Below are 17,341 nucleotides of genomic sequence, written 5' to 3'. Positions count from 1 at the left end.
GCCCACGTTTCCGGGTCGGCCGGTCGGTGTCAACGTCCGGAACCGGCCACCCGGACACCTGCTAGTACCTGCGCGACCACGCCCTCCACAGCTCCGCGTACCGCCCGCCCAGCGCGAGCAGCTCGTCGTGCGTGCCCAGCTCCTCGATCCGCCCGTCCGCCATCACAGCGATCCGGTCGCAGGCGCGCGCCTGGGTCAGCCGGTGCGCGACCACGATCGCGGTGCGGCCCGCCACCAGCGCGGCGGCCGCCTCCTCCAGGTCGCGGGCGCCGGAGCTGCCCGCCTCGGCGGTGGCCTCGTCCAGGACGACGACCGGCGGGTCGCGCAGCAGGAGGCGGGCGAGGGCGAGCTGCTGGACCTGGGCGGCGGTCAGCGGGTGCTCGCCCGCGCCGACCACGGTGTCCAGGCCGTCGGGCAGCGCGGCGACCCAGGTGGCGGCGCCGACCGTGCGGAGCGCGGCCTCGACCTGCTCGTCGGTGCTGGTCGGGGCGGCGAAGGTGACGTCGTCGCGGAGCGTGCCCGCGAACACGTGGGTCTCCTGGGACACCATGCCGACCCAGTCGCGGACCTGCGCCTGGTCGAGGTCGTCCACGGAGGTGCTGCCCCGCACGTCGGTCAGCGTGGTGCGGCCGAGGGAGGCCGGGAACGCCCCGGCGAGGATGCCCGCCAACGTGGTCTTGCCCGCGCCGCTGGTGCCGACGACGGCGAGCGAGGTGCCAGCGGGGACGTGCAGGTCGATGCCGTGCAGGACCTCGTGGTGGTCGTCGTAGGAGTGGCGGAGCCCGTGCGCGGTGACCGCGACGGGACCGTCGTGGGGACGGCTCGGGCGTGGCGGCGGGGTGGGGATGAGGGTGACGCCGACGATCCGGGCCAGGGCGGCACCGGCCCGCTGGACGTCGTCGAAGGACAGCAGCACGGTGCCGAGCGGGTCGAACAGGCGGTGGAACAGCAGGGCCGCGGCGGTCACGTCGCCCACCGTGACGGCACCCCCGTGGACCAGCAGGTAGCCGACCAGCAGGATCACCGAGAGCCCCAGGGCCTCGGCGGCGTTCATGGACTTGGTGAACCAGATGAACAGCCGCGCCGCGCGCAGACCCGCGGTCAGGGTGCGCCCGGAGGCGTCGGCGACCCGCCGGGTCTGCAGGTCGGCCATGTCGTAGGCGTGCACGGTCGGCAGGCCGTGCAACGACTCCAGGACGACCTGGCCGCGGGCGGCGGCGGCCCGGCGTTCGGCGGCGTAGAGCGGGCCCGCCTTGGGCAGGTAGGCGCGCAGGCTGAGCCAGTAGACCGGGAACACGACCGTGAACGCGAGCGCCAGCCGCCAGTCCAGGGTCGCGAAACCCGCCGTGGAGATCAGGATCGTGATGACGGCGCTGAACACCGTGGCCGCCAACGGGACCGCCTCGACGAAGTTCTCCACGTCCTCGGTGACCCGCGACGAGATGTCGCCGCTGCCGACGCGCTCCAGCACCCGCGACTCGATGCCGAGCGCGCGGACCAGGACGCGGTCGCGCAGGTCGGCGGCGATCCGGGCGCCGAGCCGGTCGGTCGCGCGCTGGGCCAGTGCCGTGAACACGGCGCCGGACACCACGCCCGCGGCGGTGAGCAGGAGCAGCGGCACGAGGTCGGGTCGACCCGCGCGGACGGTGTCGACGAGCCTGCCCAGCAGCAGCGGCACGGCGACGGCGCCGGCGCTCGCGAACGCGGTCAGCACGAACGCCAGTACGCAGTCGGCCGGGTGGGCGCGCAGGGCCCGGCCGAGGCCCGCGAGGGTCTGCGCGCCGGTCGCGATGGGCAGGACGGGGGCGTCGGCGGTGGTCGGGGTCCGCCGCCCGGTCGTGGTCGCGGTCGTGGTCGTGGTCATCGGAGCACCGCCTCGGCGTAGGCGCGGTCGGTGGTGAGGCTGGCGTGGGTCGCGACGACGGGTGGCGCGCCGCCGTCGAGGAACACGACCCGGTCGCACCGAGACAGCAGCGGTGGTGAGGTGGTGATGACGATGGTGCCCGCGGACCCGCTGCGGCGCACCGCGTCCAGGCCTTCGGCGACCGCGTCCTCGGTGACGGCGTCGACCGCCGTGAGCGGGTCGCGCAGCACGAGCACGGGCGGTTCGGCCGCCAGCGCCCTGGCCAGCGCGACGCGCTGCCGCTGGCCGCCGGAGAGGTTCGCGCCGCCTTCCAGGACGTGCTGGTCGAGGTCGTCGGCGCCCGCCGCGGCCAACGCCCGGTCCACGGTCGCGCGGTCGGTGCCGCGGCCGGTGTCCAGGACGGCGTCGAGGGTGCCGCCGAGCAGGTGGGCGGTGTGCGGCTCGACCAGGACGTGGCGCCGCAGGGCTTTCCGGTCGAACGCACCCAGGTCGACGTCGCCGAACGAGACCCGCCCCGCCGTCGGGGCCGTGCGCCCGGCGAGCAGCGCCGTCACGGCGTCCGCGGTGGCGGGGTCGGTGGTCGCGATGCCGAGGACCTCGCCCGCCGCGAGCGTGAAGTCCAGGCCGGTGACCGGTCCGACCGCCACGTCGTGGACGCGCAGCGGGCCGGGGTGGCCGGGTGCGCCACCGTCGGCGGACGCGGTGGGCGGCGCGAGCAGCGCGGCGACCCTGGCGGCGCTGGCGCGCGAGACGGCGACCTGCTCGACGCTGGTCGCGATGCGCCGCACCGGGTCGGCGACGAACGACGCCATGACGACCACGGTCACGAACTCGCCGACGGTGATGCGTCCGGACAGCGCCATGGTCCCGGCCGCGGCGGCGGTGCCGACCAGCACCAGGCCGGTCGCCAGCAGGCCGGTGACCGCGACGACGGCCGTCGCCGAGGCCGTGTCGAGCGCGGTGTGCAGCGACCGGCCGCTGGTCAGGCGGTAGCGGCGGACCGCCTCGGGCACGCCGCCGAAGCTGCGCAGCGGCCGGAGGGCGTGGATGAGCTCGGCGGCGAGTGCGGCGGCCAGACCGCCGGCCTGCTGGCGGGCGCGCACCTTGCGTTCGAGCCACGGGCCGAGCCGGTCGATGCCGAGCACCAGCAGCGGGAGCACCACCACGATGCCGAGGCCCAGCCAGAGGTCCACCCGCAGCAGGACGACGACCGCGACGACCAGGCCCGCGCAGCCCGAGGTCAGGTTGGACAGGACCCGCATGACGTCGGCGGTGGCCTTGGTGTCGGAGGTCAGGATGCTCATCAGCTCCCCCGGCCGCCGGTCGCGGCCCACGAGCGGGTCGGCCAGCACCCGGCCGACCGCCCGCACCCGCAGGTCGTGGGCCTCGGCCAGGCAGGTCGAGCCGAGCACCCAGGCCGCGACCCCGCCGCCCGTCGCGAGCACGGTGAACAGCAGCAGGACACCGGCGACCGCGATCAGGACGGCGACCGGTGGTGCCCCGTCGATCGCGTGGTCGACGGCCAGGCCGATGGCCAGCGGCACCAGCGCCTCGCAGGTCTGGTGGACGGTGGAGGCCGCGCAGCCGGCGACCGCCGGGCGGGCTCGCCGACGCAGGACGTCGACGATCAGGGCGCGCTCAGGGCGCATGGGGACACACCTCACCGCACCACGGCGTGGTGGGGCCGCGTGCGTCGGTCCGGGGGACGGAGGTCGGGGCGGGGAACGGTCATCCCGACGGGTCGACTTACGAGGCTTAATGCCTCGTTTGTACGCTAGCACAGCGCCGATCGGGTGTCTCGGTACAGTTCCCCGGATGGGCAGCGACAACGCGCGGATCGGCCGTCCCCGCAGTGAGCAGGCACGACAGTCGATCCTGCACGCGGCGGACGACCTGCTCGTCGACGTCGGCTACGCCGCGATGACCATGAAGGGCATCGCCGAACGCGCGGGCGTCGGCCGCCAGACGCTCTACCGGTGGTGGACGACGAAGGCCGAGATCCTGCTCGAGGCCACCATCGACGACCTCCTGGAGGAGCTCACCACCCCCGCCGAGCCGGACCCGGTCGAGGACCTGTCGACCTACCTGCGGGCGTTGGGCCGCTTCCTGCTCGACGACCCGGCGGGCCTGGCCTACCGCGCGCTCGTCGGCGAGGCCCAGCACGACCCGGCCGTGCGCGACCTCGTCCGCACGGCCGACCCGTTGGGCACCAGCGCGCGGGCCGTGCTGGACCGCGTCCGCCGGACCGCGCCCGCGATGCCGGACCCGGCCCTGTGCACCGCGCACCTGGTCGGGCCGGTCGTCTACCAGGTGCTCACCGCGCAGACCGCGCTACCGGACACCGAGCTGCGCGCCCACGTGACCGACCTCGTCGCCCGCTGGTCTACAGCCACCGGTTCCGCTTGAACGACCGGTGCAGCACCAGGCACCCGACCGCGATCACGCCGAGCACCCCGTAGTAGCCGAACTCCCAGCCAAGCTCCGGCATGTGCTCGAAGTTCATCCCGTACACGCCGACCAGCAGCGTCGGCACCGCGATGATCGCCGCCCACGCCGAGATCTTGCGCATGTCGTTGTTCTGCTGCAGCTGCACCTTCGCCAACGTCGCGTACAGCAGGCTCGTCAGCAGCTCGTCGAACGCCGTCACCTGCGCCGCCACCACCGCCAGCCGGTCGTCGAGGTCGCGCAACGCCGACCGCACGTCGTCCGGGACCAGCGCGCTCTCCGTGCCGCACAACGCCTTCAGCAACGTCGCCAGCGGCGTCACCGACCGGTTCAGCTCGACGATCTCCCGCTTCATCAGGTACATCTGCTCGGCCTCGACCGGCGCGTCCGGCGCGAACACCAGCGCCTCGATCGTGTCGATGTCCCCTTCGAACGCGCTCGTGACCGACAGGTAGCTGTCCACCACGTGCGCCGCGATCGCGTGCAGCACCGCACTGGGCCCGACCGCCAACCGCTCCGGTACCCCCTCCAGCTCCGCCCGCAGCCCCCGCAGGCTCGAGTGCACGCCGTGCCGCACCGTCACCACGAAGTCGGCGCCGACGAACGCCATCACCTCGCCGGTCTCCACGATCTCGTTCGCCGTCGTCGGCGACTCGTGCTCCACGTGCCGCACGGTCTTCAACACCATGAACACCGTGCCGTCGTGGTACTCCAGCTTCGGCCGCTGGTAGGCCCCCACCGCCGCCTGCACCGCCCGCGCGTGCAGCCCGAACGTCGCCGCCACCTCGCGCATGCACTCCACCGACGGCTCGAACAACCCGAGCCACACGAACCCCGCGCGCCGCTCCCTCACCTCCGCCAGCGCGTCACCGTGCGACCACTCCCCCGCCAACCGCTCACCGCCGACGTAGACCGCGCACCCCACCACCGCGGAGGCCACCTTCGCCACCACGTCGTCCTCATGTCCGCCGGCACCGCCGACGGACGCCTCGCTCACCATCCGGGCCTCCTGTGCGCGCCATGATGTCAAGCAGGGGTACAGGCGCGGAACGGCTGGGGGGCCGGAGCTTCGGCGGGTGGCGTGTTGTCGTCAGTCGTGCGCGGGGTCGGCGCCGTGGGAGAAGGAGGCCGACTCCGAGCCCCGTTGCGGCGCGTTCTGGGCGCGCAGCCGGGGCAGGGCCTGGGCCAGCGCGTCGACGAGCAGGTCGGCGAGGTCGTGGCTGAAACCGTTGCGCACCACGACCCGCAGCACCGCCAGGTCCTCGCGGTGCTCCGGGAACGAGTACGCGGGCACGAGCCACCCGCGTTCCCGCAGCGCCGCCGACACGTCGAACACCGAGTAGCCGCTCTCCCCGTCAGCGAGCGTGAACGCGAACACCGGCAGCTCCCGCCCCCGCGTCAGCAGCCGGAACGCCCCGAGCCCTTCGATCCGGTCGGCCAACGAGGACGCGACCTCCCGGCAGTACAGCTGCACCCGCCGGTACCCGTCGAACCCCAGCCGCAGGAAGTTGTAGTACTGCGCGATCACCTGCGCGCCCGGCCGGGAGAAGTTCAGCGCGAACGTCGGCATCTCACCGCCCAGGTAGTTGACCTTGAACACCAGGTCGGCGGGCAGCGCGTCCACGTCGCGCCACACCACCCAGCCCACGCCGGGGTAGACCAGCCCGTACTTGTGGCCGGAGGTGTTGATCGACGCGACGCGCGGCAACCTGAAGTCCCACACCAGGTCCGGGTCGCAGAACGGGGCGATCATCGCGCCGGACGCGCCGTCGACGTGGACCGGGATGTCCCACCCGTGCTCGTGCTGGAGGGCGTCGAGGACCGCGCAGATGTCGGCGACGGGCTCGTAGCTGCCGTCGAAGGTTGACCCCAGGATCACCACGACACCGATGGTGTTCTCGTCGCAGTAGGCCGCCACCTCGGCCGCGGTGAGGTGAAAGCGCTCGCCCTCCATCGGGACCAGCCGGGCCTCGACCTCCCAGTAGTTCGCGAACTTCTCCCAGCACACCTGGACGTCCACGCCCATCACGATGTTCGGCCGGTCGGTCGACCGCCCCGACGCGCGCCGCCGGTGCTGCCACCGCCGCTTGAGGGCGAGTCCGGCGAGCATGCAGGCCTCGCTGGACCCGGTGGTGGAGCAGCCGGTGGTGTGGTCGGGGTCCGGGGCGTGCCACAGGTCGGCGAGCATCCGCACGCACCGCTGCTCCAGCTCGGCGGTGCGCGGGTACTCGTCCTTGTCGATCATGTTCTTGTCGAAGGACTCGCCCATGAGCCGCTGCGCCTGGGGCTCCATCCAGGTCGTGACGAACGTGGCCAGGTTCAGCCGGGCGTTGCCGTCGAGCATCAGCTCGTCGTGCACGACCTGGTAGGCGGTGTCCGGGTCCAGCTCGCCGTCGGGCAGGCGGTTGCGCGGGATCCGCACCGGCTCCCGCGTGAACACCGGGTTGACCGACACGTCGTCACGGCCGGGATCCGATGGGCTCACCAGCGGCATTGCGGGTCCTCTCGTCGTGGTCCGGCCAGGATGCCGGACCCGGCGCCGGCGCGCCCGGCGGTGACCGCGCCGGCAGGATGGCCGCCATGAAGTACGTGATGCTGATCTACGGCAACGAGACCGTCTGGAACAGCCTCCCGCCCGCGGACATGGCCGAACTGATCGGCCGGGTCGACACCTTCAACCAGGAGCTGAGCGAGTCGGGTGAGCTCGTGCTCGCCAAGGGCCTGGTGCCGAGGGCGCGGTCGGTGCGGATGGGACCGGACGCGCCGGTCGTGACGGACGGGCCGTACCTGGAGGCGAAGGAGTACGTCGGGTCGATGTACATCCTGGACGTCGACGGCGAGGAGCGGGCGCTGGAGATCGCGACCTCCTACCCCGGTGTCGTGCACCACCACGGGATCGGCGGCGGCCTGGAGCTGTGGCCGCTGATGGAGGGCGGTGCCGGCGACCTGTGACCGGGGTCGAGGACCTCCTGCGGGTGCTCGCGCCGAAGGTGCTCGGCGCGCTCGTGCGCCGCCACGGCGACTTCGCGCGGTGCGAGGACGCCGTCCAGGAGGCGCTGATCGCCGCGGTGGACGCGTGGTCGCGCGACGGGGTCCCGGAGCACCCGCGGGGCTGGCTCACCACGGTGGCCGCGCGGCGCTACGTCGACCAGGTCCGGGCCGACACCGCGCGCGAACGGCGTGAGCTGGCGGACTTCGACGCCTCGCGGCGGGAGGCCGACGCCGAACCGGTCGACCGTGACGACCTGCTGGAACTGCTCTTCCTGTGCTGCCACCCCGCCCTGACCGCGCCGTCGCAGATGGCGCTCACGCTGCGCGCGGTCGGCGGGCTCACCACCCCGGAGATCGCCGCGGCCTTCCTGGTGCCGGAGAAGACCATGGGGCAGCGGATCTCGCGCGCCAAGTCGCGGCTGCGCGAGGCGGGCGCGCGGTTCGGGCTGCCGCGGGATCTCGGGCCACGGCTGGAGGTGGTCCTGCACGTGCTGTACCTCGTGTTCAACGAGGGCTACAGCGCCAGCGGCGGGTCCGCGTTGCACCGGGTCGACCTCACCGCGCAGGCCCTGCGGCTGACCCGCGACCTGCACCGCCGCCTGCCGGACTCCGGTGAGACCACCGGTCTGCTCGCCCTGATGCTGCTCACCGAGGCCCGCGCCGCCGCCCGCACCGGGCCCGACGGCGTCCTGGTGCCGCTGGCCGAGCAGGACCGGTCGCGCTGGGACAGCGCCGCGATCGCCGAGGCCAGCGGCCTGCTCACGCACAGCCTGGCCACCTTGTCCATCGGCCCGTACCAGGTCCAGGCGGCCATCGCCGCCGTGCACGACGAGGCAGCCTCCGTGGAGACGACGGACTGGCCGCAGATCCTCGCCCTCTACGACCTCCTCGACCGGCTGGCCCCCAGCCCCGTCGCCGCGCTCAACCGGGCCGTCGCGGTCGGCGAGGTCCACGGTCCGCAGGCGGGTCTGGCCGCGCTCGACGAGCTGCGCACCGGTGTCCTGGCCGACCACCACCGCCTCCTGGCCGTGCACGCCCACCTGCTCGAACAGGCAGGTGACCACGCGAGCGCCGCGGAGCGCTTCCAGGAGGCGGCACGGTTGGCGGGCAGCGTCCCCGAGCAGCGGTTCCTGCTGTCCCGCGCCGCCCGGCTGAGTTCGTCGTCGCCGATGTAGAAACCGCCGCCGCGGCTCCGATCCCCCTGTGAGCGGCGCCCACCGGGCGTCGCCGCGGAGCGAGGAGCAGCACGATGACCAAGGTGACGGCGCAGATGTCCGTGTCGCTGGACGGCTACTACGCGGGACCCCGGCACGAGGGTGACGGCTCCTGGATGGAGTCGGCGGAGGCCGCGGCGTTCTTCCGCGTCACCCGCTGGGCGACCGACGCGGCGGCCTGGCGCGAGCGGCAGGGCTTCGCGGGCGGCGAGTCCGACGTCGACTCCGAGATCATCGCGGAGTCCTTCGCCTCGGCGGGCGCCTACGTCATGGGCAGGCGGATGGCCGAGGGCGGCGAGGTCCCGTGGGGCGACGAACCGCCGTTCCGCGCCCCGGTCTTCGTCGTGACGCACCGGCCTCGGGCGGTGCTGGAACGGCAGGGAGGCACGAGCTTCACCTTCGTCACCGACGGCGTGCAGAGCGCCGTCGACCAGGCCCGCGCGGTCGCCGGTGGGAAGAACGTCGCCATCGCCGGCGGCGGCAGCCTCGTCCGCCAGGTGCTGGAGGCCGGCCTGCTCGACGAGCTGGAGCTGCACATCGCCCCGGTCGTGCTCGGCCGCGGCCTGCGCCTTCTCGACGACGACCTGCGCCTGCCGGACAAGCAGGCGATCGAGCTCACCCCCACCAGGGTCGTCCACACACCTCGCGTCACGCACGTCCGCTACTCCGTCAACGGCCGCGCACCACTGCTCCTCGACGACCGCGGCAGCGGCGGCGGTCCCGTCGAGGTGTTCACCGCCTGAGGCCTGCGCGAGTACCCGGAGGGGTCGTCTCCTCCGGGTACTCGGGCAGGACCCCGGACTTCGTGATGAGAAGGCGTTGCGGTGCCTGCCGCACAGCGGACTGGGCATCCACTTCGGACGGATGTCCGAGCGGTACTCGCCCGGCCCCCTGGGAGTGGGCCGACCGGGTCGCCGGGCGGTCGCGGGGTCTCGGCTAGCGTTGCCGGTCATCGACCACCGACCTCGGGAACGATCATCGTGGCAACGCAAGCTCTGCTGGACGTCCGGCGCCTGACCAAGGCGTTCGGTGGGCTCACCGTGTTGCGGGAGGTGTCGTTCAAGGTGCGTCCCGGTCGGGCCACGGCGGTGGTGGGGCCGAACGGGGCGGGGAAGTCGACGTTGTTGCACTGCGTGGTGGGGTCGGCGGAGGCGGACTCGGGGGCGGTGCTGTTCGACGGGGTGGTGTTGAGGGAGTCGTCGGCGGTGGTGCGGGCGGCGGTGGCGGCGGTGTTGGACGACTTCGACTTCTTCCCCGACCTGTCGGTGGCGGAGCACCTGGGGCTCTACGCCCACGCGCACGGGACCGACGAGCCGGACGAGGTCGTGGCGGAGGTGCTGGACGACCTGGGGCTGGAGGCGGTGGCAGATCAACTGCCCGCGACGTTGTCGAGCGGGCAGCGCAGGCGGCTGGCGTTGGCGTCGTGCTTCGTGCGGCCGCGACGACTGCTGGTGCTGGACGAGCCGGAGCAGCGGTTGGACGTGGCGGGGCGGGAGTGGTTGGCGGAGCGGCTGCTGGCGGAGAAGGCGGCCGGGGTGGCGGTGCTGCTGGCGACGCACGACGCGGCGCTGCTGGAGGCCGTGGCGGACGACCGGGTCGACGTGGGCGCGTGAACGGGGCCGAGCTGCGGCGGTTGCTGCGCTGGTACCGGGCGGACCCGAGGTCGTGGCGGGCGCGGCTGTCGGACCTGTACGGCCAGGCGTTGTACGTGGTCATCGTGGGTGGGCTGGTGGTGTCGGCGGCGCGGACCGGGCTCGGGGCGGTGGTGACGGCGGCGCCCGCGCGGTCGCCGGACGTGTTCCACTGGGTGACGGTGGCGACGGCGCTGCTGGTCGCGGCGCTGCTGTGCCGGATGGCCGTGGTGTTCGGGCCGGTGCTGGTGTCCGGGGCGGCGCAGTCGTGGCTGCTCAGCTCACCGGTCGACCGGCGGTCGCTGCTGGCGCCCCGGTTCTTCGCCCTGCTGGGCGTCGGCGCGGTGGTGGGCGCGGCGCTCGGGATCGCGGTGGCCCCGCCGGTGGGGCTGGTGGGCGCTCCGCTCGGCGTGCTGGTGTGCGCCGCCCTCGTGGACGCGCAGGCCGACCGACGCGGCGCCGCGGTAGCGAGGCACGTCACCACGGCGGTGATCACCACGCAGGTGCTGCTGCTGGCCGTGCTGGCCGTGGTCCCCGACCTGCCGTGGCCGCGCCTGGCCGCCACCACCCCCGTCGCGGTCACGGCGGCGGTCGGTGCCGCGGTGGCCTCCTGGCACGCGCACCGGACCCTGACCGCGCTGACCCGCGGCTCGCTGGCCGCCGGCGCGGAGATCGCCTCCGCCACGGCCACCGCGACCACCTGGCTCGACCCGACGCTGCTGACCGCCACGGTGGTCACCCGGCAGGCCCGTGCGACGGGCGCGGTGCGATCGGTCCGCTTCCGCGGCGGCCGCCTCCGGTCGCTGCTGCGCGCCGACCTGACCCGGCACCGCCGCCGGCCGCTGGGGCTGCTGGTCTTCTGCGCCCTGCTCCCGGTCCCCTACCTGGTCGACCGGGTCGCCGCGCCGACCGTGACCGCGGCGGTCCACGTGGTGTGCGCCTACCTGGTCGCCGACCGGTTCGCCCGCGGCCTGCGGGTCGTCGGCCGGTCCCCCGCGCTGCGCCGGGCCCTCGGCGGCTCCGACACCGCGTCCACGCTGCCGCACCTCGCGCTGCCGACCACGGCGGCCCTGCTGTGGACGGTGGCGACCGCGCCGGTCCTCACACCCGCGCACGCGGTGCTGTCGGTGCTCGGGTCGGTCGCCGCGGTGTACCGGGGCGCGACCAAGCCGCCGATGGAGTACTCCAGTCCCCTGCTGGACACGCCCATGGGCGCGCTGCCGATCGGGATCATCACCCGGATGCTGCGCGGCCCCGGCCTCGTGCTGCTCGCGGCCGTCGTCCAGCTGTCCACCTGACGCGCGGAAGGGGCCGGGGAACGAGTCCCCCGACCCCTTCCGCTGGTCATGTGACTACTCCAGGCCCTTCTCGATGGCCTCGATGATCCGCGGCCGCAGCTCGGCGCAGCTGATGATCGCGTCGACCGAGCCGACGTCCACGGCGCGCTGGACGCTGTGCACGCGGTCGAACTCGGTGGCGACCTCGCTGAGCTTCTCCGACCGCACCGACGAGCGGACCTCGGCCAGCTCGGTGGTGAGCGCGGCGCGCTCGCCGCCGGTGGACCCGGCCAGCTTGGCCTCGACCTCGCGGACGCGGGGGTCGTTGCCGGTGCGCTTGTCGACGTCGCGGGCGAAGACCACGGCCGCCGCGGGGGCGCCGCCGATCACCGAGGCGAACGAGCCCTCGACGGCCAGCACGGTCATGTTCGGGTTGAGCGCCTTGGAGAACACCACGAACGCGCCACCGTGGTAGCGCGAGATCACGCAGAACACGATGGGGCCCTGGAAGTTCACCACCGCGCGGCCGATCTCGGCGCCGTACTCCAGCTGGAGCTTGCGCATCGACTCCGGCGAGCCGTCGAACCCGGAGAGGTTCGCCAGCACGACCACGGGCCGGTTGCCGCTGGCCGCGTTGATCGCCCGCGCCGCCTTCTTCGACGAACGGGGGAACAGCGTGCCCGCGGTGTAGGTGTCCGGGCCGTCGGTGGGCGGGAAGCCGCGGCGCGGCACCGAGCGGGACTCGATGCCCACCAGGCACACCGGGCGGCCACCGAGGTGGACGTCCTGCACGGCCGCGGTCTCGGCGTCCGCCATGCCCGCCCAGCGCTCCAGGACCGGGTGGTCCTGGTCGGACAGCGCGCGCATCACGGTGCGGATGTCGAACGGCTTCTTGCGGTCGGGGTTGTGCTGCGCGGAGAAGATCTGGCCCACGGTGGTGAACTCGCTGTCCGCCACGGCGTGCGGGAACGAGGACACGTCGCGGTCCAGCGGGTCGGTCGTCGGCGTGGTGCGCGGGCCGGACTCGCCGGGCGCGACGTAGCTGTGGTCGTAGTGCGACATCAGCACCTCGCGCGCCGAGCGCAGGTCCGGTGCCCAGTACTGCGCCTGGCCGTTCGGCCCCATGATCCGGTCGTAGCCGCCGATGCCGTGGTTGTCCTCGGCCGAGACGCCGCCGGAGAAGTCCAGCGACTGCTTGCCGGTCAGCACCATCGCCGAGTCCGGCGTCATGACCAGGATGCCCTTGGTGTGCATGAGCATCGTGGCTTCGGCGTTCCAGTACGGCTGGGCGCCGACGTTGATGCCCGCGACGACGATGTTGATCTCGCCGCCGTCCTGGGTGAAGTTCACGATCCGCTTGAGCGCGGCCGCCACCCAGTCCATGTTCTCGGTGCCGGAGTCCATCGAGATCCGAGCACCGGCCGACAGGGCGAACCACTCCAGCGGGACCCGCATCTCCTCGGCCAGGTCCAGCGCGGCGATGACGCGGCGGCACTCCGGCTCGGACAGCGCGCCGAGCGCCTTCGTCGGGTCGCCCAGCAGCACGACGCGGGCCATGCCCTCCGGGTGGCGCGAGGTCGGCGTGGTGACGACACCGGCGACGAGCGCCGCGGTGTTGCCGCCGCGGGCGCGGTCGGTCGGGACGAGCTTGCCGTTCGCGTCCAGGTCGTGCTCGACGAACGTGCCGAACGGGCCCGCGAGCATGCCGGTCAGCTCGTACGGGTAGACCGTGCCGCGGCTGTGCGCCCGCAGCACCTCCTGGCGGTAGTCGTCCAGGGGCTCGACCGGCTCGGTCGGCGGCAGCACCACCGACAGCCGGACGTCCGCGCCGACGTCGTAGCCGATCCGGACGGCGATGTCGACGAGCTCACCGGTCGCCGGGTCGCGGCGCCTGCCGAGGAACAGCACCTCCTCGAGGTCGGCGCCCGCGGTCGTCGGCATGACGCGCTTGGCGACCACGTTGAGCTCGTCCGGGCTCAGGTCGACCGGCGGCCACACGTAGATGACGATGCGGTTGGTGGGCGACCGCTTCGCGCCGGGCTTCTTCGCGCGGCGGATCGCGTCGAGGCAGGTGGCCAGGATGTCCTCGGCCGCGGGCAGGGCGACGAGCCTGCCCTCGTCGTCGCGCAGCGGGGTCAGGTCGCGGACCTGGCCGAGCGCGACGAGGCGTTCGTCGGAGGCGTTCTGCTTGGCCTGCGCCCGGAAGAGGTAGACCTCCTCGTCGGGCGAGGGCAGCCGGGTGAGGTCGAACGCGCGCAGCCGTTCCAGCTGCATGCGCTCGGCGATGCGCGGGTGCAGACCGCGCAGCAGGCGCTCCTCGGTGAAGCCGTCCGGCGAGGGCTGGAAGGTGAAGTGGTGGTGCATCACGGCGCCGCTGTTGCCCGCGACGGTCGTGGTGATCCGGCCGATCCGGTCCGACGGGTGCTGCGCGGCGAGCACCTCGCCCAGCTTCGCGGCCATGGCGTCGATGTCGGCGGGGCCGTCGGCCCAGTTCAGGTACAGGTCGGCGACCAGCTCGCCGTCGCCCGCGAACTCGCCGAGCGCGCGCACGGCCTCCGGCAGCGCCGGGAAGTCGACGGCCGTGGTGACGACCTTGCCCGTGCCCGCGGCGGACCGGTGGTCGGCGACGACGAACGTGCAGCCGCCCACCGTGGCGACCCGGATGTCGCTCAGGGCCCGGTTGCCGTAGTAGCGGCGGGTCAGCACCTCCAGCAGCGGCACGGGGTCCGCGCCGTCGCGGCCGATGCGCTGGCCGACCAGCCGGACGAGCGGTTCGGCGCTGGCGACCATCGCCGAGATGCGCTCGGCGCGGTCGGCGGCGTCCGGGTGCACGTCGAGGTGGCGCAGGTGCTTGCGCACCGCGGTGTAGACCTTGGCGCGGGTGCGGCGCAGCAGCGGCTGGGCGAACCAGCCGAACACCACGCCGCGGGACAGGTCGGACACCGCGGGGAAGCGGACCTGGGTCGCGGCGACCAGGTGCTCCAGCGCGAGGCCGACGGTGACCCGGTCCGACTCGGGGGGCGGGCCCTCGGTCAGCCACTGGCGCAGCAGGGTGGTGATCACGCCGACGTCGGAGGACGAGCGCTGCTGGGCGAGGAAGATGCGGAAGACCGCGTCCTCCAGCTCGGGCGTGCGCTCGAGGCCGTCCACGCCGTAGTGCGCGAGCACCTGCGTGAGCCGCTGGCGGAAGCCGTCGGACAGGCCCGCGCGGTCCGCGTCGAGGCTCTGCAGGTAGGTGTGGAAGTACTCGCGGGGGCTGTGCACCGAGGAGTCGGGCTTCGACTCCTCGCCGACGGGCCGGTTGCGGCTGAGCTCGCACAGGTCGGCGAACAGCTGCACGAGGCCGCTCTCGCCCACCAGCGGGCGCTCGCCCGCCGACGCCAGCTCGGCGCGGGCCTTGAGGTACTCGGTGAGCAGGCGACCGGCGTCGGCGGGGTCGACGTCGTAGCCGAGCAGCATGCTCCGCAGGCCTTGCAGGCCGTTGGCGGCGCGCGTCCGCGCCGGGACGTCGGACGCCTCGGCGGGCAGCTCCAGCGCGGCGGCGGGCGCGGCGGCCGCGGGGCTCGCGGCCTCGTCACCGTCGCCCACGGGCTCCAGGCGCAGCAGGCGCGCGCCCGCCTCGACCTGGCTACCGACCTGCACGGCGATCTCGCGGAGCCTGCCGCGGAACGGCGCGCGCAGCACCGTCTCCATCTTCATGCTCTCCACGACCAGCAGCGGCGCGCCGGCCTCGACCTCGTCGCCGACCTGCAACGGCGTGGCCACCACCAGCGCGGGGACGGGCGAGCGGACGACGCCGCCCTCGTCGCGGCTGATCCGGTGCGTGACGCCGTCGACCTCGACCTGGTGGACGGGACCGTGCGTGCCGGTCACCACCCGGAAGCGGACGCCGTTGACGATGAGCTGGCCGGAGTGCTTGTCGAAGCGCTCGACGTCCACATCGGCGGCGTGCTCGGGGCCGCCCGCGGACACGCCGACCCGGAACCGGGTGCGGCCGACGCGGGACACCTGGACGCGGTAGCCGACCTCGCGCAGCTTCAGCTCCAGCGCGCGGCCGGTCTCGTGCTGGGCCTGGGGACGGCCGCCGTGCGCGGTGGTCAGCAGGCGCTGCCGGGACACGACCTCCTCGTCCTCGTAGGCCTCGATGGCCGCGGCGATCAGCGCGACGGCGGAGTTCTTGTGCGTGACGAGGCCGCCCTGGGCGCGGACCCGGTCGATCCAGCCGGTGTCGGCGGAGCCGTCGACCACCGCGGGCTCGTCGAGCAGGTCGCGGACGAAGCCCTTGTTCGTCACGCCGCCCGCGATGATGACGGTCGTCTCGGTCATGGCGCGGCGCAGCCGGGCCAGCGCCTCGGTGCGGTCGCGGCCGTGGGCGATGATCTTGGCGATCATCGAGTCGAAGTCGCCGGGGATGGTGTCGCCCTCGCTGAACCCGGTGTCGACCCGGACGCCGGGGCCGCTGGGCAGCGACAGCCGGACGATCCTGCCGGGCGACGGCGCGAAGTCGCGGTCGGGGTCCTCGGCGTTGAGCCGGGCCTCCACGGCGTGGCCCCACTCGGCGGGCGCGTCGCCCTCGAGCTTGCCGCCGGACGCGACGTGCAGCTGGGCCTTGACCAGGTCGACCCCGGTGGTGATCTCGGTGATCGGGTGCTCGACCTGAAGGCGGGTGTTGACCTCCAGGAACGCGAACAGCTTCTCGCCGGGGTGGTAGAGGAACTCGACGGTGCCCGCGCCCTGGTAGCCCACGGCGAGCACGAGGCGTTCGGCCGAGGCCTTCAGGTCGGCGACCTGCGAGGGCGCCAGCACCGGGGAGGCGGACTCCTCGATGATCTTCTGGTTGCGCCGCTGCACGGAGCAGTCGCGCACGCCCAGCGCCCAGGCGGTGCCCTGCCCGTCGGCGATCACCTGCACCTCGACGTGGCGCGCGCCCGTGACCAGGCGCTCCAGGAACACGACGCCGCTGCCGAAGGCGCGGGCGGCCTCCTGGCGGGTGAGGTCGTAGGCCTGGGTCAGCTCCTCCTCGGAGGCGACCATGCGGATGCCGCGGCCACCACCTCCGGCGGTCGCCTTGAGCATCAGCGGGTAGCCGATGTCCTGCGCCGCCTTGAGGGCGTCGTCGAGCGTGTCGACCGGGCCGCCGCTCCACGGCGCCACCGGCACGCCCACCTGCTCGGCGATCAGCTTCGAGCCGATCTTGTCACCGAGCTTGCGCATGGCCTCGGCGCTGGGCCCGACGAAGGTCACGCCGATCTCGGCGCACAGCTCCGCGAACTCGGGGTGCTCGGCGACGAAGCCCCAGCCCACCCAGGCCGCGTCGGCGCCGGTGTCGACCAGCGCGCGCTTGAGCACGGCGTAGTCGAGGTAGGGGCGATCGGCCGCCAGGCCCAGGTCGTAGGCGAGGTCGGCCTCCCGAACGAAGGTGGCCGTCCGATCGGAGTCGGTGTACAGGGCGACGGTCTCGATCCGTGTCCCCAACTCCGCGGATAGGTCCCGAACGGCGTGGATGAGCCGCATGGCGGCTTCCCCACGGTTGACGATGGCAACACGACTGAACACTGAACGGGCCTTTCGGAGACAACGAACTGGACGGCCGTCGCCGTCGCAACGGGAGTACACCCTCTCGGCTGCCTACTAGTACAGGTATGGCGATCGCAACGCGTGTCAGGTGCCCTGCGTTGTAAGGATCTGCCAAAAGACAGGGCCCCGACAACCCCTAGCGAGCCCCTTCGGCACCCCCCTAGAGCCCGCCCGGTGTGATCTGGACCCCGTGCCGGGACGGCGTGTGAACCCGGTGTGTGGCCGACCTCCCCGGACGGGCCTGGGGTATCGACCGGTTTGTCGGACTGCGACAAAGGACCGTTCACACGGGCGACACACGGACACGGGTGCGACCCACCCGCCCGCGTGCCTGCGGGTTCC

11 protein-coding genes are annotated in these 17,341 nt (G+C 73.6%); 6 read left to right on the top strand and 5 right to left on the bottom strand.

All coding sequences use genetic code 11. The features are described from left to right. Nucleotides 1-61: 61 nt before the first annotated feature. Both CLV43_RS26565 and CLV43_RS26560 read right to left on the bottom strand, forming a co-directional pair. On the bottom strand, nt 62-1,864 hold the full coding sequence (locus tag CLV43_RS26565; RefSeq protein WP_106190113.1) for an ABC transporter ATP-binding protein: 1,803 nt from the start codon (nt 1,862-1,864) through the stop codon (nt 62-64). After that, entirely contained in the window at nt 1,861-3,513 is a 1,653-nt protein-coding gene (locus tag CLV43_RS26560) for an ABC transporter transmembrane domain-containing protein (RefSeq protein WP_106190111.1), read from the bottom strand. Before CLV43_RS26560 ends, CLV43_RS26565 begins: the two co-directional genes overlap by 4 nt. Before the next feature lie 166 nt (nt 3,514-3,679). Here CLV43_RS26560 and CLV43_RS26555 point away from each other — a divergent pair, with 166 nt between their 5' ends. Beyond that, complete coding sequence (locus tag CLV43_RS26555; RefSeq protein WP_106190110.1) at nt 3,680-4,270, top strand: TetR/AcrR family transcriptional regulator; 591 nt, start codon at nt 3,680-3,682, stop codon at nt 4,268-4,270. Here the strand turns inward: CLV43_RS26555 and CLV43_RS26550 are convergent. Together CLV43_RS26550 and gad are read right to left on the bottom strand one after the other, a co-directional pair. Next, nucleotides 4,248-5,309 carry a magnesium and cobalt transport protein CorA gene (locus CLV43_RS26550; protein WP_106190108.1) on the bottom strand — a complete coding sequence of 354 codons (1,062 nt, stop codon included), beginning with the start codon at nt 5,307-5,309 and terminating at the stop codon, nt 4,248-4,250. The genes CLV43_RS26555 and CLV43_RS26550 overlap by 23 nt on opposite strands. 90 nt (nt 5,310-5,399) lie before the next feature. Further along, entirely contained in the window at nt 5,400-6,803 is a 1,404-nt protein-coding gene (gad, locus tag CLV43_RS26545; protein ID WP_106190107.1) for a glutamate decarboxylase, read from the bottom strand. Between the two features lie 86 nt (nt 6,804-6,889). Between gad and CLV43_RS26540 the strand changes: the two genes are divergently transcribed. The 5 genes from CLV43_RS26540 to CLV43_RS26520 all read left to right on the top strand — a co-directional run bounded on the left by CLV43_RS26540 (nt 6,890) and on the right by CLV43_RS26520 (nt 11,443). Next, entirely contained in the window at nt 6,890-7,261 is a 372-nt protein-coding gene (locus tag CLV43_RS26540) for a YciI family protein (RefSeq protein WP_170156020.1), read from the top strand. Then, entirely contained in the window at nt 7,258-8,475 is a 1,218-nt protein-coding gene (locus tag CLV43_RS26535; RefSeq protein WP_106190105.1) for an RNA polymerase sigma factor, read from the top strand. The genes CLV43_RS26540 and CLV43_RS26535 overlap by 4 nt, the downstream gene beginning before the upstream one ends. Nucleotides 8,476-8,549: 74 nt before the next feature. Further along, nucleotides 8,550-9,257 carry a dihydrofolate reductase family protein gene (locus CLV43_RS26530; RefSeq protein ID WP_106190103.1) on the top strand — a complete coding sequence of 236 codons (708 nt, stop codon included), beginning with the start codon at nt 8,550-8,552 and terminating at the stop codon, nt 9,255-9,257. Between the two features lie 237 nt (nt 9,258-9,494). Then, complete coding sequence (locus CLV43_RS26525) at nt 9,495-10,127, top strand: ABC transporter ATP-binding protein (protein ID WP_211304565.1); 633 nt, start codon at nt 9,495-9,497, stop codon at nt 10,125-10,127. Continuing rightward, nucleotides 10,124-11,443 carry a DUF6297 family protein gene (locus tag CLV43_RS26520; protein ID WP_106190102.1) on the top strand — a complete coding sequence of 440 codons (1,320 nt, stop codon included), beginning with the start codon at nt 10,124-10,126 and terminating at the stop codon, nt 11,441-11,443. The genes CLV43_RS26525 and CLV43_RS26520 overlap by 4 nt, the downstream gene beginning before the upstream one ends. Nucleotides 11,444-11,497: 54 nt before the next feature. Here CLV43_RS26520 and CLV43_RS26515 read toward each other — a convergent pair whose 3' ends face one another. Further along, a complete protein-coding gene (locus tag CLV43_RS26515; RefSeq protein WP_106190100.1) occupies nt 11,498-16,978 on the bottom strand; it encodes an ATP-binding protein in 5,481 nt (1,826 codons plus the stop codon). Nucleotides 16,979-17,341 lie beyond the last annotated feature (363 nt).

It is taken from the genome of Umezawaea tangerina, from assembly GCF_003002815.1.
In the GTDB taxonomy this organism is placed as follows: Bacteria; Actinomycetota; Actinomycetes; order Mycobacteriales; family Pseudonocardiaceae; genus Umezawaea; species Umezawaea tangerina.
Note: the sequence above shows the minus strand (reverse complement) of the source record. Positions and strands in the feature narration are given on the sequence as shown.